Below are 14,051 nucleotides of genomic sequence, written 5' to 3' on the forward strand. Positions count from 1 at the left end.
CAGGAGAAAACAATATGACTCTGCGTCAATTCGCAGGGCTCGGTGCCCTGTTGTCCCTCGCAATACCTGGTCTTGCCCTGGCGGCTGATCCAGTGGCCGAGCCGGTGCTGAACTCTGGCGACACCGCATGGATGCTGACCGCGACCGCTCTGGTCCTGTTCATGACCATTCCCGGCCTCGCGCTGTTCTACGGCGGCATGGTTCGCTCGAAAAACATCCTGTCGGTGATGATGCAGTGTTTCGCTATCACCGGTCTGATCAGCATCCTCTGGGTCGTCTACGGCTACAGCATTGCGTTTGACACAACCGGTATGGAAGCGGGCGTCGTCAACTTCAACTCTTTCTTTGGCGGTATGGGTAAAGCGTTCCTGGCGGGCATCACGCCGGCGAGCATTACCGGTCCTGCCGCATTATTCCCTGAGGCGGTGTTCGTCACCTTCCAGATGACCTTTGCAATCATCACCCCCGCGCTGATCGTCGGTGCTTTCGCAGAACGCATGAAGTTCTCCGCGATGCTGATCTTCATGGGTATCTGGTTCACTCTGGTCTACGCACCTATCGCCCACATGGTCTGGGGCGGCGTTGGTGGTCTGCTGTGGGACTGGGGGGTTCTCGACTTCGCAGGCGGCACTGTGGTGCACATCAACGCCGGTGTGGCCGGTCTGGTGGCTTGCCTGGTACTGGGCAAGCGCAAAGGCTTCCCTACCACGCCGATGGCTCCGCACAACCTGGGTTACACCCTGATCGGCGCAGCAATGCTCTGGGTGGGCTGGTTCGGCTTCAACGCAGGTTCTGCCGCAGCGGCCAACGGCACAGCAGGTATGGCAATGCTGGTCACGCAAATCGCTACCGCCGCTGCCGCACTGGGCTGGATGTTCGCCGAGTGGCTGACCCACGGCAAGCCAAGCGCTCTGGGCATCGCATCGGGTGTGGTTGCCGGTCTGGTCGCCGTTACCCCGGCCGCCGGTACAGTCGGCCCGATGGGCGCTTTGATCATCGGTCTGGCAGCAGGCGTCATCTGCTTCTTCTGCGCCACCAGCCTCAAGCGCAAGCTCGGCTATGACGACTCCCTGGATGCGTTCGGCGTGCACGGTATCGGCGGCATCGTCGGTGCAATCCTGACTGGCGTGTTTGCAGCGCCGGCACTGGGTGGCTTCGGCACCGTGACCGACGTCGGTGCTCAGGTCTGGATTCAGTTCAAGGGCGTTGCGTTCACCGTCGTCTACACCGCGATCGTGACCTTCATCATCCTCAAGGTGCTGGATGCGGTGATGGGTCTGCGTGTCACCGACGAGGAAGAGTCTGTCGGTCTGGACCTTGCGCAACACAACGAGCGTGGCTACAACTTGTAACCCGCTGGCGATGCAAAAAAGAATGCCCGGTCTCCGGGCATTTTTTTTGTCTGAAGTTTGCGGATAAACCGCGCCGTTTTGCTGTCATTGATCTTGCCTGTGTCAATGATTTCGGCGACGTGACGCAGAGCAGGTGACGATGCTGCAGCAGTCTTCGTTAACTTGCAGGGAAGCCGGTTTATTGCGCGCTTTGCTTTTTTCTCAGTCGAGTTAGAATGCGCGCCGAAGGTGCGGAGAACGGTATGTGGCATCAATCCAGGATTGCCTTGCGGGCGAGGCCCCGCGGGTTCCATCTGGTGACTGACGAAATAGTCGCAGGCTTGCCCCAGCTGCGGGATTGTCGCGTCGGGTTGCTGCATGTATGGCTGCAACATACCTCGGCTTCGTTGACCGTCAACGAAAATGCCGACCCGGCGGTACGTCGTGACTTTGAGCGTTTTTTCAACCGTCTGGTGCCTCAGGGCGTGGACGGCTACGAACATGACGACGAAGGCCCTGATGACTTGCCAGCGCATTTCAAGGCCAGTTTGCTGGGCTGCCAGTTGGTTTTGCCGGTCACGGCGGGTCGACTGGCGCTGGGCACTTGGCAAGGTATTTACCTGGGCGAACATCGAGATGCTGGTGGGTCTCGTAACGTCCTGGCCACCCTTCAGGGTGAGTAGACATCGCCGCTGCTGTCAGCGGTGTTGAATTTTTCCGATCGCCATAGCAGTTCCCGGCGCTTGGGCTATAACTAATCAGCTTTCGCAAGTCATGAGGTAGAACATGAGCGACGACGACGATACTAACGACGATCTGGTAGACGACCTGGAAGGCGAAGAGGACGGTGAGGAGCTTGCAGCTGCTTCCCCGGAAGACGAGTCTGCTGAGCCAGACGACTCCGACGCTCCGGCAGCACCCGCCAAAGGCAAGGCCAAGGCCGCAGTGTCGGTCGAGGAGTTGCCTAGCGTAGAAGCCAAAAACAAGGAGCGTGATGCTCTGGCGCGTGCCATGGAAGAATTCCTGGCGCGCGGCGGCAAGGTGCAGGAAGTGGAGGCCAATGTGGTCGCCGATCCGCCCAAGAAGCCTGACAACAAATACGGCAGCCGACCTATTTAAGGGCACAGACGCTGTATGAGAAAAAGCCCGCCGTCGCTGCGGGCTTTTTCTATTGTGGGCGTTTCATGCCGGTTTCAGGCCCAGCGCGCCAATACCTCCGGCAGTTGCGACAGGTTGTGTATCTCGGCATCCGGCAGGCGGTCTGCGTCCCAGACCTTGCCCTGCGGGTTGTACCAGATCGCGCGCATGCCAGCCTGCTGTGCGCCTGCAATATCGTCTTTGGGGTGATCGCCGACATGCACTGCCACCGAGGCATCAACGTCTGCGCGCCTCAGTGCCTCGTGGAACAGCGCCGGGTCTGGCTTGCCAATGCCGAGGTCTTCGGCGCACAGGGCAAAGGCGAAGTAGTCTGCCAGCCCCAGTCGCCGTACATCGGCGTTGCCATTGGTGATCACGCCCAAGGTAAAAGTCTTGGCCAGGATTTCCAGAGTGGGCTGCACCTCCGGAAAAATCTGCACCTTGTGACGGTTGTGCAAGAAGACCTCAAAGCTCTCATCGGCGAGGCTTTGCGCCTCGTCGCAGTCGTAGCCGGCATCTTCAAGGGCGTGAAACAACACACGTTGGCGCAGCGCGCTGATTCGGTGCTTAAGTGAGGGGTCTGCCGCCAGCAGCCGCGAGCGGATTTCCCACAGGTGTTCGACGGGGACCGGCCCCAGCTTCGGCGCATGTTCTGTCAGCCAGTCACGCAAAATGGCTTCGGCACTGGCAATGGCTGGGGCTGTGTCCCAGAGCGTGTCATCAAGATCGAACGTCACCAGCTTAATCATCTGCAGATCCTTTACGTTTGGCGCGCGGGTGGGCGTTGTCATAGACAGTCGCCAGGTGCTGAAAGTCCAAGTGCGTGTAGATCTGCGTCGTTTTGATGTCAGCGTGGCCGAGCAGCTCCTGCACTGCGCGCAAGTCCTGGGACGATTCCAGCAGGTGACTGGCGAAAGAATGACGCAGCATGTGCGGGTGCAGATTCTGCCCCAGCTCTCGCTCGCCAGCCGCCTTGAGCCTGACCTGAACTGCCCGTGGGCCGAGACGCTTGCCTTGCCGGGTGACGAACACCGCATCGTCCTGCGGGTTGGCCAGCGCGCGTAGCGGCAGCCAGGTTTCCAGCGCCCGACGTGCCTTGCTGCCGACAGGCAGCACACGGGTTTTGCTGCCCTTGCCCAGAACCTGTATCAGGCCATCGCTAAGGTCTAGCTGGTCAAGGTTCAGGCCGGTCAGCTCCGACAGGCGCAGGCCTGATGAGTAGAACAGCTCCAGAATGGCGTGATCGCGGTGCGCCAGAAAATCATCTTCAACGCCACCGTCCAGCAATTGCGCGGTGCGGTCGGTGTCGAGCGTCTTGGGCAAGCGGCGTTCGCCCTTGGGCGGGGACAGGCCATTGGCAGGGTCGTGTGCGCAGATGGCCTCACGGTTCAGGTATTTGTAGAAGCCACGCACCGCCGACAGCATTCGCGCCAGGCTTCGTGAAGACTGGCCTTGTTGGTGCTGGCGGGCAGTAAAGCTGCGCAGATGCTGGATATCCAGCTCATTCCAGCTCGACAGTTGGGCTTTCTGGCAATACGCCAGAACCTTGCCCAGATCGCGTCGGTAGGCTTCAAGCGTATGCGGCGACACCTGGCGCTCACTGCGCAGGTGCATGCAGTACGCGTCCAGGTGCTGTTCCACGGCTAGCGGACCGAGCGTAACGAATGGGCGAAACGGGGCAGCAGACGGCTCAGCACGTCAGCGATATAGCTGAGAAACAACGTGCCGACGGAGCTTTTGTAGTGCTGCGGATCACGGCTGCCAATTGCCAGCACGCCATGCAGGCCCAGATGGTTGAGGCTGGCGATAGCAGTCGAGCCGACTTCCTTGCCTTGCTCTTCACCAAACAGGAAGGCCAGCTCATGCTCACGCAGCGCGCCGCAAATGATCTTGTCGCCAATCAGACCGCCGATGGCTTTCTGCGCGTCGACAGTACTGACCCAGCGACCTACCTGCATCGGGGTGTCGCTGAACAGGATCAGGCTGACGAAGGGCACCTGAAAATCCTGGCGCAAACTGTCTTCCACTGCGATGACAAGCTCGTCCAGGCTGGTGGCGTCCATCAGGGCAAGGTTCAGGCGTCGGGTTTTTTCGAACAGGCGATCGTTGTCCCGTGCGACGTCCATCAACTGCGACAGGCGATGGCGCATTTCGATGTTCCGTTCACGCAACAGTTTGAGCTGCCGCTCGACCAGCGAGACGGTGTCACCACGCTGGTGAGGAATGCGCATCGATACCAGCAGCTCGTCGTGCTCGGCAAAGAACTCCGGGTGTTCCAGCAGAAAAGCGATGACCGCTTCTGCCTCAAGGTCTGGCGCTGCGGCATCGACGGGCGATTCGCCGGGGGTGCCGGTTGAAGCTGGAGGCTGATCGGTCATCATGGTTACTCGCTTAAAGACGAACTTGGCCTTCGTAGACCCGAGTCGCAGGGCCGGTCATCATCACTGAATGTCCCGGGCCAGCCCATTCGATGGACAGGCGACCTCCGGGCAGGTCGATCAGCAAGGGTGAATCCATCCAGCCTTGGCTGATAGCGGCAACTGCTGCCGCGCAGGCGCCGGTGCCACAGGCCTGGGTTTCCCCTGCGCCGCGCTCCCAGACGCGCAACTGCGCGCGCTGGCGATCCACAACATGCAGGAAGCCGACATTGACCCGTGCCGGAAAGCGCGGGTGATGTTCGATCTTCGCGCCCAGTTCGTGTACCGGCGCATTGTTGATGTCATCGACACGCAGTACGGCGTGAGGATTGCCCATCGACACAGCGGCAAGCTCGACCGTCTGCCCGTCTAATTCGACCGAGTAGCTGCTGGCTTGCTCCGCTGCCTGAAACGGAATCTCTTGCGGAGCGAACCGAGGCGGCCCCATATCGACGCTGATCTGCCCGTCGCTGCGGATATCCAGCTCGATGATGCCGCCTTTGGTTTCGACGCGAATCTGTTTCTTGGCGGTCAGGCGCTTGTCGAGCACGAAGCGTGCGAAACAGCGTGCGCCATTGCCGCATTGTTCGACTTCAGAGCCGTCCGAATTGAAGATTCGGTAACGAAAATCAACGTCCGGGTTGGTAGGCGCCTCGACCAGCAGCAACTGGTCGAAACCGATGCCGGTGTGGCGGTCGCCCCATTGTTTGGCGTGCTTGGGCAAAATATGCGCGTGCTGACTGACCAGGTCCAGAACCATGAAGTCGTTACCCAGCCCGTGCATCTTGGTAAAACGCAGCAGCATGGGATTACTCCGGCAGCAGGCTTTCGCCAGCGAACAGCTCGGCCACGGTTTCGCGACGACGGACTTCAAAAGCCTGAGTACCGTCGACCAGTACCTCGGCGGCGCGGCCACGGGTGTTGTAGTTCGAGCTCATGACGAAGCCATAGGCACCGGCTGAATGCACCGCCAGCAGATCGCCTTCGGCCAGTGCCAGTTCGCGGCCCTTGGCGAGAAAATCACCGGTCTCGCAGATCGGACCCACTATGTCATAGGCACGAGCTTCGCCGTCACGAGGGCGCACCGCCGTTACGTCCATCCAGGCCTGATACAGGGCCGGGCGGATCAGGTCGTTCATCGCCGCATCGACGATGGCGAAGTCCTTGTGCTCGGTATGCTTGAGGTATTCGACACGGCTCAGCAGCACGCCGGCGTTGGCGACGATGAAGCGCCCCGGTTCGAACAGCAAGCCCAGGTCGCGACCGGCCAGACGCTCGCGCACAGCCTTGATGTAGTCGGCTGCCAGCGGTGGCTCTTCATCGCGGTAACGCACACCCAGGCCTCCACCCAGGTCAATGTGGTGCAAGTGAATGCCGCAATCGCCCAAACGATCGACCAACTGCAGCAGGCGATCCAGTGCATCGATGAACGGCTCAAGCGTGGTCAGCTGCGAACCGATGTGGCAATCGACGCCGATCACTTCGAGGTTTGGCAACTGCGAGGCGCGAATGTAAACGTCTTCGGCCGCCGCAATGGCGATGCCGAACTTGTTTTCTTTCAGGCCGGTGGAGATGTACGGGTGGGTGCCCGCGTCCACGTCCGGATTGACGCGCAGCGAAATCGGCGCACGAACGTTGAGTTCAGCGGCGACGTCCTGCAGGCGCTCCAGTTCGTCGGTGGATTCGACGTTAAAGCAGTGCACGCCGACTTCGAGGGCGCGGCGCATGTCTTCACGGGTCTTGCCGACGCCGGAGAAGACGATCTTCTCCGCCTTGCCGCCAGCGGCCAGCACGCGCTCAAGTTCACCACGCGACACAATGTCGAAACCGGCGCCAAGACGCGCCAGGACATTGAGCACACCCAGGTTGGAGTTGGCTTTGACGGCGAAGCAGACCATGTGCGGCATACCGCTCAGCGCGTCGGCGTAGGCACGATATTGCGCCTCGATGTGAGCGCGTGAGTAGACATACGTCGGCGTGCCGAAGCGCTCGGCAATGGCAGACAATGCTACCCCTTCCGCGAACAGCTCACCGTCGCGGTAGTTGAAGGCGTCCATTGGATTCCCTTAAAGGTGCTTGTGCGATTGCGATTTGGCTTGTTCTTCCGGAGTTTTGGTGTCATCCGGCAGATACAGCGGGCCTTTTTGGCCGCAGGCGGTAACAAGACAAGCGACCGCGACAAGCGCAGCAAGCGAAGAGATCAGGCGCTTCATGGCGAAATCCTTTGTAAAAGCATTAATTGCGCCCGAGTATACCGACCACCCGGCACCTTGCCTATGCGAGGGGCCTCCCGTCGAGCGGGGCTCGTGCATTAATGTGTTCATCTGACAACAACCGACGGTTAGGCTTTGCATTTGCCCGACAGCGTCCGTATCTTGCGCGTTTGCGCTATCAGCAGACATTAATCGAGGTTCCCGTAATGAGTTTGACCGAAGCGCGTTTCCACGACCTCGTCGATGCGACTCAACAGAATATCGAAGACGTTTTCGACGAGAGCGGTCTGGATGTCGATCTGGAAAACTCGGCCGGTGTACTGACCGTCAAGTTCGAAGGCGGCTCGCAGCTGATTTTCAGCCGTCAGGAACCGCTCCGTCAGCTCTGGCTAGCCGCTAAATCGGGTGGTTTTCACTTCGACTACGATGAAGACGAGAGCCGTTGGGCATGTGACACCAGTGACGAGCTGCTCAGCGAGATGCTTGCGCGCATGACGCTCGAGCAGGCTGGTGCCGACTTGGACTTCTCCGAGATCTGATCGTGAGCCAGACTACCGCCAGACCGCCCAAGCCATTGTTCAGCAACGTCAGCCCTGCAGTAGCGTCGCCCTGCATCAGTCTGTGTCGGCTCGATGAGCAAAAGGTCTGCCTGGGATGTTTTCGTCACGTCGAAGACATCCGCGAATGGCGCTCGGCCGATGACGACCGGCGTCGGCAGATTCGCCGCGAGGCAGAAGATCGCCGTGCCAGCGTCGAGAACGGCCAGCCTGCTAGCTGAGACGTCGTCGGGTTGTGTATTTGCTGCGCTGTGTTAGTGTCGAAGGCTGCTTCTTTAGATAAAGAAGCCCGTCAAACCCCGCCTATCGGCGGGGTTTTGTTTTATTCATGGAGAATAAAGGAGTCTGCCCAGACCATGACCACAGCACCTTCGATCATCCTCACCCGTCTCGACGTACAGCGTCTTGAAAGCTTTATCGCCAGCCAGGACGAAGACGCGCCGGGTATCCAGGCGTTACAGGCCGAACTGGACCGTGCCGAGCAAGTGGTTGGCCACGATGAAGTGCCTGCAGGCGTTGTGACCATGAACTCACGCGTGCACTGCCGCGAAGAAGTCAGTGGCAAGGATTACCACCTCAAGCTTGTCTACCCGCAGGATGCTGGCGCAGAGGGCACTGTCTCGGTTCTCGCGCCTATGGGCTCGGCCTTGCTGGGCCTGCAGGTCGGCCAGCATATCGACTGGCCCGCGCCGGGCGGCAAGACCCTGAAACTGACCTTGCTGGCGGTGGAATATCAGCCGGAAGCGGCGGGTGAGTACGAGTAATCGAGAACCTCTCTTGCGGCGCCGCACGATCAATACCGGACGCATAACGTCCAGAGCTGCATACCCACGCGGAGCGCCGGGACGATAAGTAAGGTGATAGTCACGCTTGATCCATCGCCTCGTTCAGCAGCTTTTCCAGCTCGGCCTTGTGGCGCAGAAAGAGGATGCTCTGCCCGTGCCGCTCATCCAGCAGGCCGGAAATATCCAGGTCAGTGATGTAACAGCGATAGCGCTGCGGTTCCAGACGTTTGCCGAGGATTTGCCGAGCAACGGCGGCGTATAGCTGATCGCCGTATTCCAGCTCGGAAAACTCGCTGTTGTCGCAGTACAGCGTAGTGTTCAGCTGTCCCGGTGAGGCTTCTTCGATGATTGCCTGCACGTCGTAAAACGGTTTGTCCGTTGCAGTTGGCGCCAGGCGCTGTTCGATGCGTCGCGCAAGACCGGGCCCGGAAGGCAGCACCTGATAGTAAAGGGTCTCGAGGGAAAGCGGCTCGGACGGATTATCCAGCGGCAGGGAGGCGCCCCGACGATAGACCAATGAGTGGAAAAAGCGCTGCAGCGGCAGTAACAGGCTTTGCTCGTCGTGGTAGGGCACGCGCTGGTGCCAGAGCGAATTGTGCTCGTCGAGCACGTACAGGTCGGTATCCGGCTCGTTGATCCGGTAAAACACCTGAATGCATTCCGGCTGCCCGAACGGCAGAATCAGGGCCAGGTCGTGGCCGTCGAGTGCCTGAGGGTCGAGGTGCAAGGGACTGTAAGTCGGCAGCTCCTCACCCAGGTATTTGAATAACCCTGGCAAACTGTTCACCACCACATGGCCGACCTGCCCTGGCCTTATTTCCAGAACGTGGTACTGCTGCTGCACCTGAATCAGGTAGCGATGGTTCAGCCGTCTGGCGAGTAACAACCGCGCGGTGCTGATCAGTTCCTCGACACGCTGGGCGATGGCTGGCGCGCGGTTATGACAGAAGCAACGCACCTGAATCCGTGGCTGTTCTCCATCTACCGGCAAGCTGCCGAGCAGTTCGCTCATGCAATCAAGCAAGGCGTGCGGGCCGTCATAGCGGCTGACCAGCGTTTCGTTCCAGCTATTGAGCGTGATCTGGTCCAGCGTCAGCACCAGGTTTTCCCGCACCCCGGCGTAACTGAGCGCATCCGTGCGCTCGGTTGTCATCAGGATGTTGAGATCGCGGTGATGCCTGAGCGGGTCGACGCCGACATTGATCAGCAGCAATATTTCACTGGGCACGCTTGGCTTGAGCAACGCCTCGTCGCCCACTTCAGGGAGCGGCAATTCGATGCTCTGCTGCAGGGCGCCGAGCAGGTTGAACAGCTCGGATTCACTCAGATCGCTGGCGCCCGGGTGCAGCGCCAAACGGGTCGTGGAGTCGATCACGGTGTTGCGGTGGCACCAGGTCAACAGTTCCAGCAACTCCCGGCTACGTTTGATCGGCGTGAAGTTCGGCCATTCATGAATGCTCAGGTTGCCGTTGTACAACGCCCATTGATGCTTGCCGGGCTCGCGTTTATTGGGCGAATGCACCAGCGTCAGTGTGTCTTCGGCCAAGTCCGGAGCGATCCCCGGGTTGATGAATTCGACCTTGCCCGCCTTGCGCTCGAACGCCGCATAGAGGCGGCGTCCAAGGATAGTCAGGTCGCGGGCGCCGGGCGTGTCGGCGGTGCGTTGCGTTTTGGCGAACTGGGCCTGAAAGCGATAGCTGTAATTCAGCTCGTTGACCAGCGCGCGGCGCTCACTCGCTACCTGGCGTACTTTCCATTGACTGCGGCTGTCGAGCAGCGCCAAGTGCCGCTCGTCCCAGCCCCATTCCGAGGTCAGGCGTTCCAGCAACTGGCGCTGCCAGCCGATGTTGCGCTGACGAGTGGACCCGCTGAGCTTCTTGTTGACCTTCAGGTACAGACTGCGGCGCACAAGCTCCAGCCGTTCCGGCTCATTGCGCGCTTGCAGGTGCTCTTCGATACGCCGGTAGACGACCACATACGGGTCCAGCTCATCCAGGTTCAGTTGATTGGCGAACACAGCCTGCTTGAAACGCAGACTCAGGCACTGGACGCGCGGATGCTCACTGGAATACACCTCGATTAACAGCAGCTTGAGCACTGACTTGTAGGGTGATTCGATGCCTTTGAACAGTTGCCACAACCCTGCGCCAACAAACTCCGCCGGCGGAATGTGCGACATCGGGCCTAGATCGAGCACTTCACTGGCGCGAATGAAGCGTTTGTTGAGGAGCGTATGGGTGTATTCCTCGTAATTCTGCTCCTCATAGACCGGCACCATCCACCACATCGGGGTGCGGCCAGCGAGCCAGATTGCGGTGCGATAGAACTCGTCCAGCAGCAGGTAATGCTGAGTCGTGCCGCAATCGTCCGAGCTGAGCTGCGAGTCGCGGTCACCGCTTCTGAAGCGTTGTGGGTCGATCAGGAAAAAATGCGCCTCCGCTCCCATCGTGGCCGCCCAGGCTTCGAGGGCCTGACATTTCTTGCGCAGCTCGGCGATGGCGTCTGTGTCCAGCGTACTGTCGTGACAGACCCACACATCCATATCGCTTTGTTCAGCCTGAGCGAGCGTGCCGAGGCTGCCCATCAGGAACAGGCCATGAATAGGTTGAGGCGGGTGGCCGTGGCGCGCCTTGTACGAGAACGAGCGCGTCAGGCGCTGAGCTTCTGCCAGCGCCAGGGTGTCTGGCTCATAGTGCGATACACCCGCTGGCGTGCTGCCTGAAACGTAGCCCGGCAACAGAGGATGATTGACGTGGAAAAACAGCGGCAGCAGGGTCAGAACACTTTGCTGGCGGGTCGAGAACCCTTCGAGGGCGCGCGCGTACCGCCCGTCATTGAGGGACAGGAAGCGGTTGCGCAACTGGCTGAGCACCTTGCGGTCGATGCCCTCATCCAGGTCGGGACGAATTTCAGGATTACGCGTCATCGCAACTCAAGGCATCTGGCCTGTGCAGCCGTGGAATTGCTGAGCAAGATGGCGAAGAAGGTTTGCAGCCGAGAGAAACGGGTTCGTTCGGGTTGTCGTTCTGGCGCCAGTATCGGTTATCGACCGGGAGTCAGATAAGTGAAGGGCCTGCCACAGGTTTTTGTGCGCAGGCCCCGCGGCCTTCAGGCCGCCTGTTCAGATACGCTGAGGATGGTCAGCAGGGATTGGGCGTGTTGCGCCGCTTCAAGTCCGAGGCTGGTCAGATAACCGCCATCGACCTGAGTCGTGAGACCTTTTTCGAACAGTCTTTTTGCTGCTGTGACGGCAGTGGGGGCCGCGACGTGATGGACTTTGAGGCCTTCCTGGGTATTTCCCAGATTGAACAGTGCAAGGATTTCCAGTTCGGCAACCAACTCAGGGGTATACGACATAGGTACTCCAGACTTTTTGTAATGGTACGACCTGGCCGGCTGGCGGGTGGGTTCTGGAATCGACGTGTCCGTTCTTCGCTCGTCGGTTCTGGATGACCGTTAAAGCCGGTTTGGCGAGATGGCCCCGGAGGATTCAGCGGCAGCGGGGCATTTGCAGTGTAGTCAGCGTCCGAAGTGTTTGCAGCATATATATCGACGACATGAACGGCCGGATGATTATTTCTCGGGCGGCAGCTCAGGCAGGGCGCGCAAGGCAGCTTCGTACCATTGCGTGTCGAACGGACGGTCCTGTTCAAGCAAGGCGTCGATTTCGATGGCCAGAACGTGCGCCATCATTTCGAGAATGTCTTCACGCTCGTAATTCACCAGGGTCAGCATGTTGAATACCGCTTTGGCCGCTGGCGGGTTACCGGCTTCTATCTGGTTCTCGATGGCTTCGATCAGGGTCGAAGCGGCAAATTCTTCTTCGTCGTTGTCGATTGCGTCGGTCATGGTAAATCCTCAAGTAAGGCGGGCAGTCTAACCGGCGACCTGAAAACAACAAACCCCGGAAGTCCGGGGTCTGTCAGTCAGGCGTGAAGGTCAGTCGGCGGTCGGCTGAGCCAGCGGCACAGGTTGCTTGCTGCGCCAGTGCGGCAGGGAGTTCCAGTAGCGCTCGCCCTTGGCATCGTCATACATGCCTTCCCAGCGCGAGATCACCAGTACCGCCAGTGCGTTGCCGATCACGTTCAGGGCCGTGCGCGCCATGTCCATGATCCGGTCGACGCCCGCGATGAAGGCCAGGCCTTCCAGTGGGATGCCGGCGCTGCCCAGTGTCGCCAGCAACACGACGAAGGAGACGCCCGGTACGCCCGCGATGCCCTTGGAGGTGACCATCAGCGTCAGTACCAGCATCAGCTGTGCACCTATCGACAGGTCGATGCCGTAAAGCTGGGCAATGAATATCGCCGCAATACTCTGATAAAGCGTCGAACCGTCGAGGTTGAACGAATAGCCAGTGGGCACCACGAAACTGCAGATCGCTTTCGGTGCGCCGTAGGCTTCCATCTTCTGGATCACGCGCGGCAGGACTGTTTCCGAGCTGGCGGTGGAGTAGGACAGAATCAGCTCGTCCTTGAAGATGCGCATCAGCTTGATGACCGAAAAGCCGAAAGCCTTGGCGATCAGACCCAGTACCACGAAGGCGAAGAAGATAATCGCCACGTAAACCAGAATCACCAGCTTGGCGAGCGGCAACAGCGATGCAAAGCCAAAGTTGGCCACGGTCACCGCGATCAGCGCGAATACGCCTATCGGGGCGTAGCTCATGATCATGTGCGTGACCTTGAACATGGTTTCCGAGACACCCTGAAACAGCTTCACCAGAGGCTCGCGAACTTCGGCTTGCAGGCTGGAAAGGCCCAGACCGAACAGTACCGAGAAAAAGATGATCGGCAGCATCTCGCCGCGCGCCATTGCGGCAAAGATATTGGAAGGGATCAGGTTGAGAATGGTCGCGACGAAGGCATGATCGTGCTGAACTTCAGCTGTAGTTTGCTGGTATTTCGAAATGTCGACCGTGCCCAGTGTGCTCATGTCGATGCCGGTGCCCGGATGGAACACGTTGGCCAAAACCAGCCCCACCAGAATGGCGATGGTGGTCACTACTTCGAAATACAGAATGGTCTTGAGGCCGATGCGCCCTAGCTTTTTGGCATCGCCCACGCCTGCGATACCCACAATCAGCGACGCAACCACGATAGGGATAACGATCATCTTGATCAGACGGATGAAGATGTCGCCCGCTGGCTGCAGGATATTACTGATCCACCAGGCCTTTTCGGCACTGAAATGGTTGAGCAGCGCGCCCACAGCGATGCCCAGTGCCAGTCCGATCAGAATCTGCCAGGCCAGACTCAGCTTTGCCTTCTTCATATTATTACCCTTGTTGGAAGTGGCTTGGGCAAGTCCAAAACCGATGCGCCGAGCGTGCTTTTTGCAGCATTTTCAGGGCAGGGGAATCCCTTTGGAAATGTCCCGAGAAGGTCACCGCAGGCGAGCATCCGAGCTCTGTAGCAGGCGAAAAAAGTCGCAACTATTCCCATGGCGCGCGCTCACGTCTAATGCCGTAAACGACTACCTCATGCCGAATCGGCATACAAAAACGTAAATAAGTATTGATTTATGTCAGGCGAGGAAGTGGCTATTCGGCGCAAAGGTGGCTAAAACGTCGCCTTTGGCGTGGTGGAAGAGATAGTGGTGGAAAGACGAATAT

The 14,051-nt window shown here is 59.3% G+C and carries 16 protein-coding genes; 6 read left to right on the forward strand and 10 right to left on the reverse strand.

Annotated features, from left to right (window positions below; all coding sequences use genetic code 11):
* Nucleotides 1-14 precede the first annotated feature (14 nt).
* The 3 genes from POR16_RS00365 (at nucleotide 15) to sutA (ending at nucleotide 2,450) form a co-directional block, all read left to right on the forward strand.
* Entirely contained in the window at nucleotides 15-1,352 is a 1,338-nt protein-coding gene (locus POR16_RS00365; protein WP_005887772.1) for an ammonium transporter, read from the forward strand.
* 242 nt (nucleotides 1,353-1,594) lie between these two features.
* Nucleotides 1,595-2,014: a secondary thiamine-phosphate synthase enzyme YjbQ gene (locus tag POR16_RS00370; protein WP_005887776.1), complete on the forward strand. Its 420-nt coding sequence runs from the start codon at nucleotides 1,595-1,597 to the stop codon at nucleotides 2,012-2,014.
* 103 nt (nucleotides 2,015-2,117) lie between these two features.
* Nucleotides 2,118-2,450 (forward strand): transcriptional regulator SutA, encoded by a 333-nt coding sequence (sutA, locus tag POR16_RS00375; RefSeq protein WP_005887778.1) that lies wholly within the window; start codon nucleotides 2,118-2,120, stop codon nucleotides 2,448-2,450.
* Nucleotides 2,451-2,524: 74 nt separating this feature from the next.
* On the opposite strand, the gene POR16_RS00380 is transcribed toward sutA, so the two are convergent.
* From POR16_RS00380 to lptM, 6 genes are read right to left on the reverse strand one after another with little or no spacing between them, the layout of a single operon-like run.
* Nucleotides 2,525-3,217: an HAD family hydrolase gene (locus tag POR16_RS00380; RefSeq protein WP_005887780.1), complete on the reverse strand. Its 693-nt coding sequence runs from the start codon at nucleotides 3,215-3,217 to the stop codon at nucleotides 2,525-2,527.
* Nucleotides 3,210-4,109, reverse strand: coding sequence for a tyrosine recombinase XerC (gene xerC, locus POR16_RS00385; protein ID WP_024668940.1), 900 nt, complete (start codon nucleotides 4,107-4,109; stop codon nucleotides 3,210-3,212). The genes POR16_RS00380 and xerC overlap by 8 nt, the downstream gene beginning before the upstream one ends.
* A gap of 2 nt (nucleotides 4,110-4,111) precedes the next feature.
* A complete protein-coding gene (locus POR16_RS00390; RefSeq protein ID WP_005887784.1) occupies nucleotides 4,112-4,846 on the reverse strand; it encodes a DUF484 family protein in 735 nt (244 codons plus the stop codon).
* A 13-nt stretch (nucleotides 4,847-4,859) separates the two neighbouring features.
* Entirely contained in the window at nucleotides 4,860-5,690 is an 831-nt protein-coding gene (dapF, locus tag POR16_RS00395) for a diaminopimelate epimerase (RefSeq protein WP_005887785.1), read from the reverse strand.
* Nucleotides 5,691-5,694: 4 nt separating this feature from the next.
* Entirely contained in the window at nucleotides 5,695-6,942 is a 1,248-nt protein-coding gene (gene lysA, locus POR16_RS00400) for a diaminopimelate decarboxylase (RefSeq protein WP_024668942.1), read from the reverse strand.
* 9 nt (nucleotides 6,943-6,951) lie between these two features.
* Nucleotides 6,952-7,098 (reverse strand): LPS translocon maturation chaperone LptM, encoded by a 147-nt coding sequence (gene lptM, locus POR16_RS00405; RefSeq protein WP_003377923.1) that lies wholly within the window; start codon nucleotides 7,096-7,098, stop codon nucleotides 6,952-6,954.
* 206 nt (nucleotides 7,099-7,304) lie between these two features.
* Between lptM and cyaY the strand changes: the two genes are divergently transcribed.
* The 3 genes from cyaY to rnk all read left to right on the forward strand — a co-directional run bounded on the left by cyaY (nucleotide 7,305) and on the right by rnk (nucleotide 8,419).
* On the forward strand, nucleotides 7,305-7,637 hold the full coding sequence (gene cyaY, locus POR16_RS00410) for an iron donor protein CyaY (protein ID WP_005887789.1): 333 nt from the start codon (nucleotides 7,305-7,307) through the stop codon (nucleotides 7,635-7,637).
* Between the two features lie 2 nt (nucleotides 7,638-7,639).
* Nucleotides 7,640-7,876 carry a DUF1289 domain-containing protein gene (locus POR16_RS00415; RefSeq protein WP_005887791.1) on the forward strand — a complete coding sequence of 79 codons (237 nt, stop codon included), beginning with the start codon at nucleotides 7,640-7,642 and terminating at the stop codon, nucleotides 7,874-7,876.
* A 135-nt stretch (nucleotides 7,877-8,011) separates the two neighbouring features.
* Nucleotides 8,012-8,419 carry a nucleoside diphosphate kinase regulator gene (gene rnk / locus POR16_RS00420; protein ID WP_024668944.1) on the forward strand — a complete coding sequence of 136 codons (408 nt, stop codon included), beginning with the start codon at nucleotides 8,012-8,014 and terminating at the stop codon, nucleotides 8,417-8,419.
* A 100-nt stretch (nucleotides 8,420-8,519) separates the two neighbouring features.
* Here the strand turns inward: rnk and POR16_RS00425 are convergent, their stop codons facing one another.
* From POR16_RS00425 to gltP, 4 genes are all read right to left on the reverse strand, one after another.
* Nucleotides 8,520-11,366 (reverse strand): class I adenylate cyclase, encoded by a 2,847-nt coding sequence (locus tag POR16_RS00425; RefSeq protein WP_005887795.1) that lies wholly within the window; start codon nucleotides 11,364-11,366, stop codon nucleotides 8,520-8,522.
* Nucleotides 11,367-11,548: 182 nt separating this feature from the next.
* Entirely contained in the window at nucleotides 11,549-11,797 is a 249-nt protein-coding gene (locus POR16_RS00430) for a TIGR02647 family protein (protein WP_005887797.1), read from the reverse strand.
* Between the two features lie 216 nt (nucleotides 11,798-12,013).
* Entirely contained in the window at nucleotides 12,014-12,289 is a 276-nt protein-coding gene (locus POR16_RS00435; protein WP_005887799.1) for a hypothetical protein, read from the reverse strand.
* A 90-nt stretch (nucleotides 12,290-12,379) separates the two neighbouring features.
* On the reverse strand, nucleotides 12,380-13,711 hold the full coding sequence (gene gltP / locus POR16_RS00440) for a glutamate/aspartate:proton symporter GltP (RefSeq protein WP_005887801.1): 1,332 nt from the start codon (nucleotides 13,709-13,711) through the stop codon (nucleotides 12,380-12,382).
* Nucleotides 13,712-14,051: the final 340 nt, after the last annotated feature.

This window comes from Pseudomonas coronafaciens pv. oryzae str. 1_6 (assembly GCF_000156995.2).
GTDB lineage: Bacteria > Pseudomonadota > Gammaproteobacteria > Pseudomonadales > Pseudomonadaceae > Aquipseudomonas > Aquipseudomonas tremae.

Excerpts from the sequence above, each read along its gene's own strand:
- POR16_RS00365 (WP_005887772.1), top strand. The coding sequence starts at position 15 with ATGACTCTGCGTCAATTCGCAGGGCTCGGTGCCCTGTTGTCCCTCGCA.
- POR16_RS00370 (WP_005887776.1), top strand. The coding sequence starts at position 1,595 with ATGTGGCATCAATCCAGGATTGCCTTGCGGGCGAGGCCCCGCGGGTTC.
- sutA (WP_005887778.1), top strand. The coding sequence starts at position 2,118 with ATGAGCGACGACGACGATACTAACGACGATCTGGTAGACGACCTGGAA.
- POR16_RS00380 (WP_005887780.1), bottom strand. The coding sequence starts at position 3,217 with ATGATTAAGCTGGTGACGTTCGATCTTGATGACACGCTCTGGGACACA.
- POR16_RS00390 (WP_005887784.1), bottom strand. The coding sequence starts at position 4,846 with ATGACCGATCAGCCTCCAGCTTCAACCGGCACCCCCGGCGAATCGCCC.
- dapF (WP_005887785.1), bottom strand. The coding sequence starts at position 5,690 with ATGCTGCTGCGTTTTACCAAGATGCACGGGCTGGGTAACGACTTCATG.
- lysA (WP_024668942.1), bottom strand. The coding sequence starts at position 6,942 with ATGGACGCCTTCAACTACCGCGACGGTGAGCTGTTCGCGGAAGGGGTA.
- lptM (WP_003377923.1), bottom strand. The coding sequence starts at position 7,098 with ATGAAGCGCCTGATCTCTTCGCTTGCTGCGCTTGTCGCGGTCGCTTGT.
- cyaY (WP_005887789.1), top strand. The coding sequence starts at position 7,305 with ATGAGTTTGACCGAAGCGCGTTTCCACGACCTCGTCGATGCGACTCAA.
- rnk (WP_024668944.1), top strand. The coding sequence starts at position 8,012 with ATGACCACAGCACCTTCGATCATCCTCACCCGTCTCGACGTACAGCGT.
- POR16_RS00425 (WP_005887795.1), bottom strand. The coding sequence starts at position 11,366 with ATGACGCGTAATCCTGAAATTCGTCCCGACCTGGATGAGGGCATCGAC.
- POR16_RS00430 (WP_005887797.1), bottom strand. The coding sequence starts at position 11,797 with ATGTCGTATACCCCTGAGTTGGTTGCCGAACTGGAAATCCTTGCACTG.
- POR16_RS00435 (WP_005887799.1), bottom strand. The coding sequence starts at position 12,289 with ATGACCGACGCAATCGACAACGACGAAGAAGAATTTGCCGCTTCGACC.
- gltP (WP_005887801.1), bottom strand. The coding sequence starts at position 13,711 with ATGAAGAAGGCAAAGCTGAGTCTGGCCTGGCAGATTCTGATCGGACTG.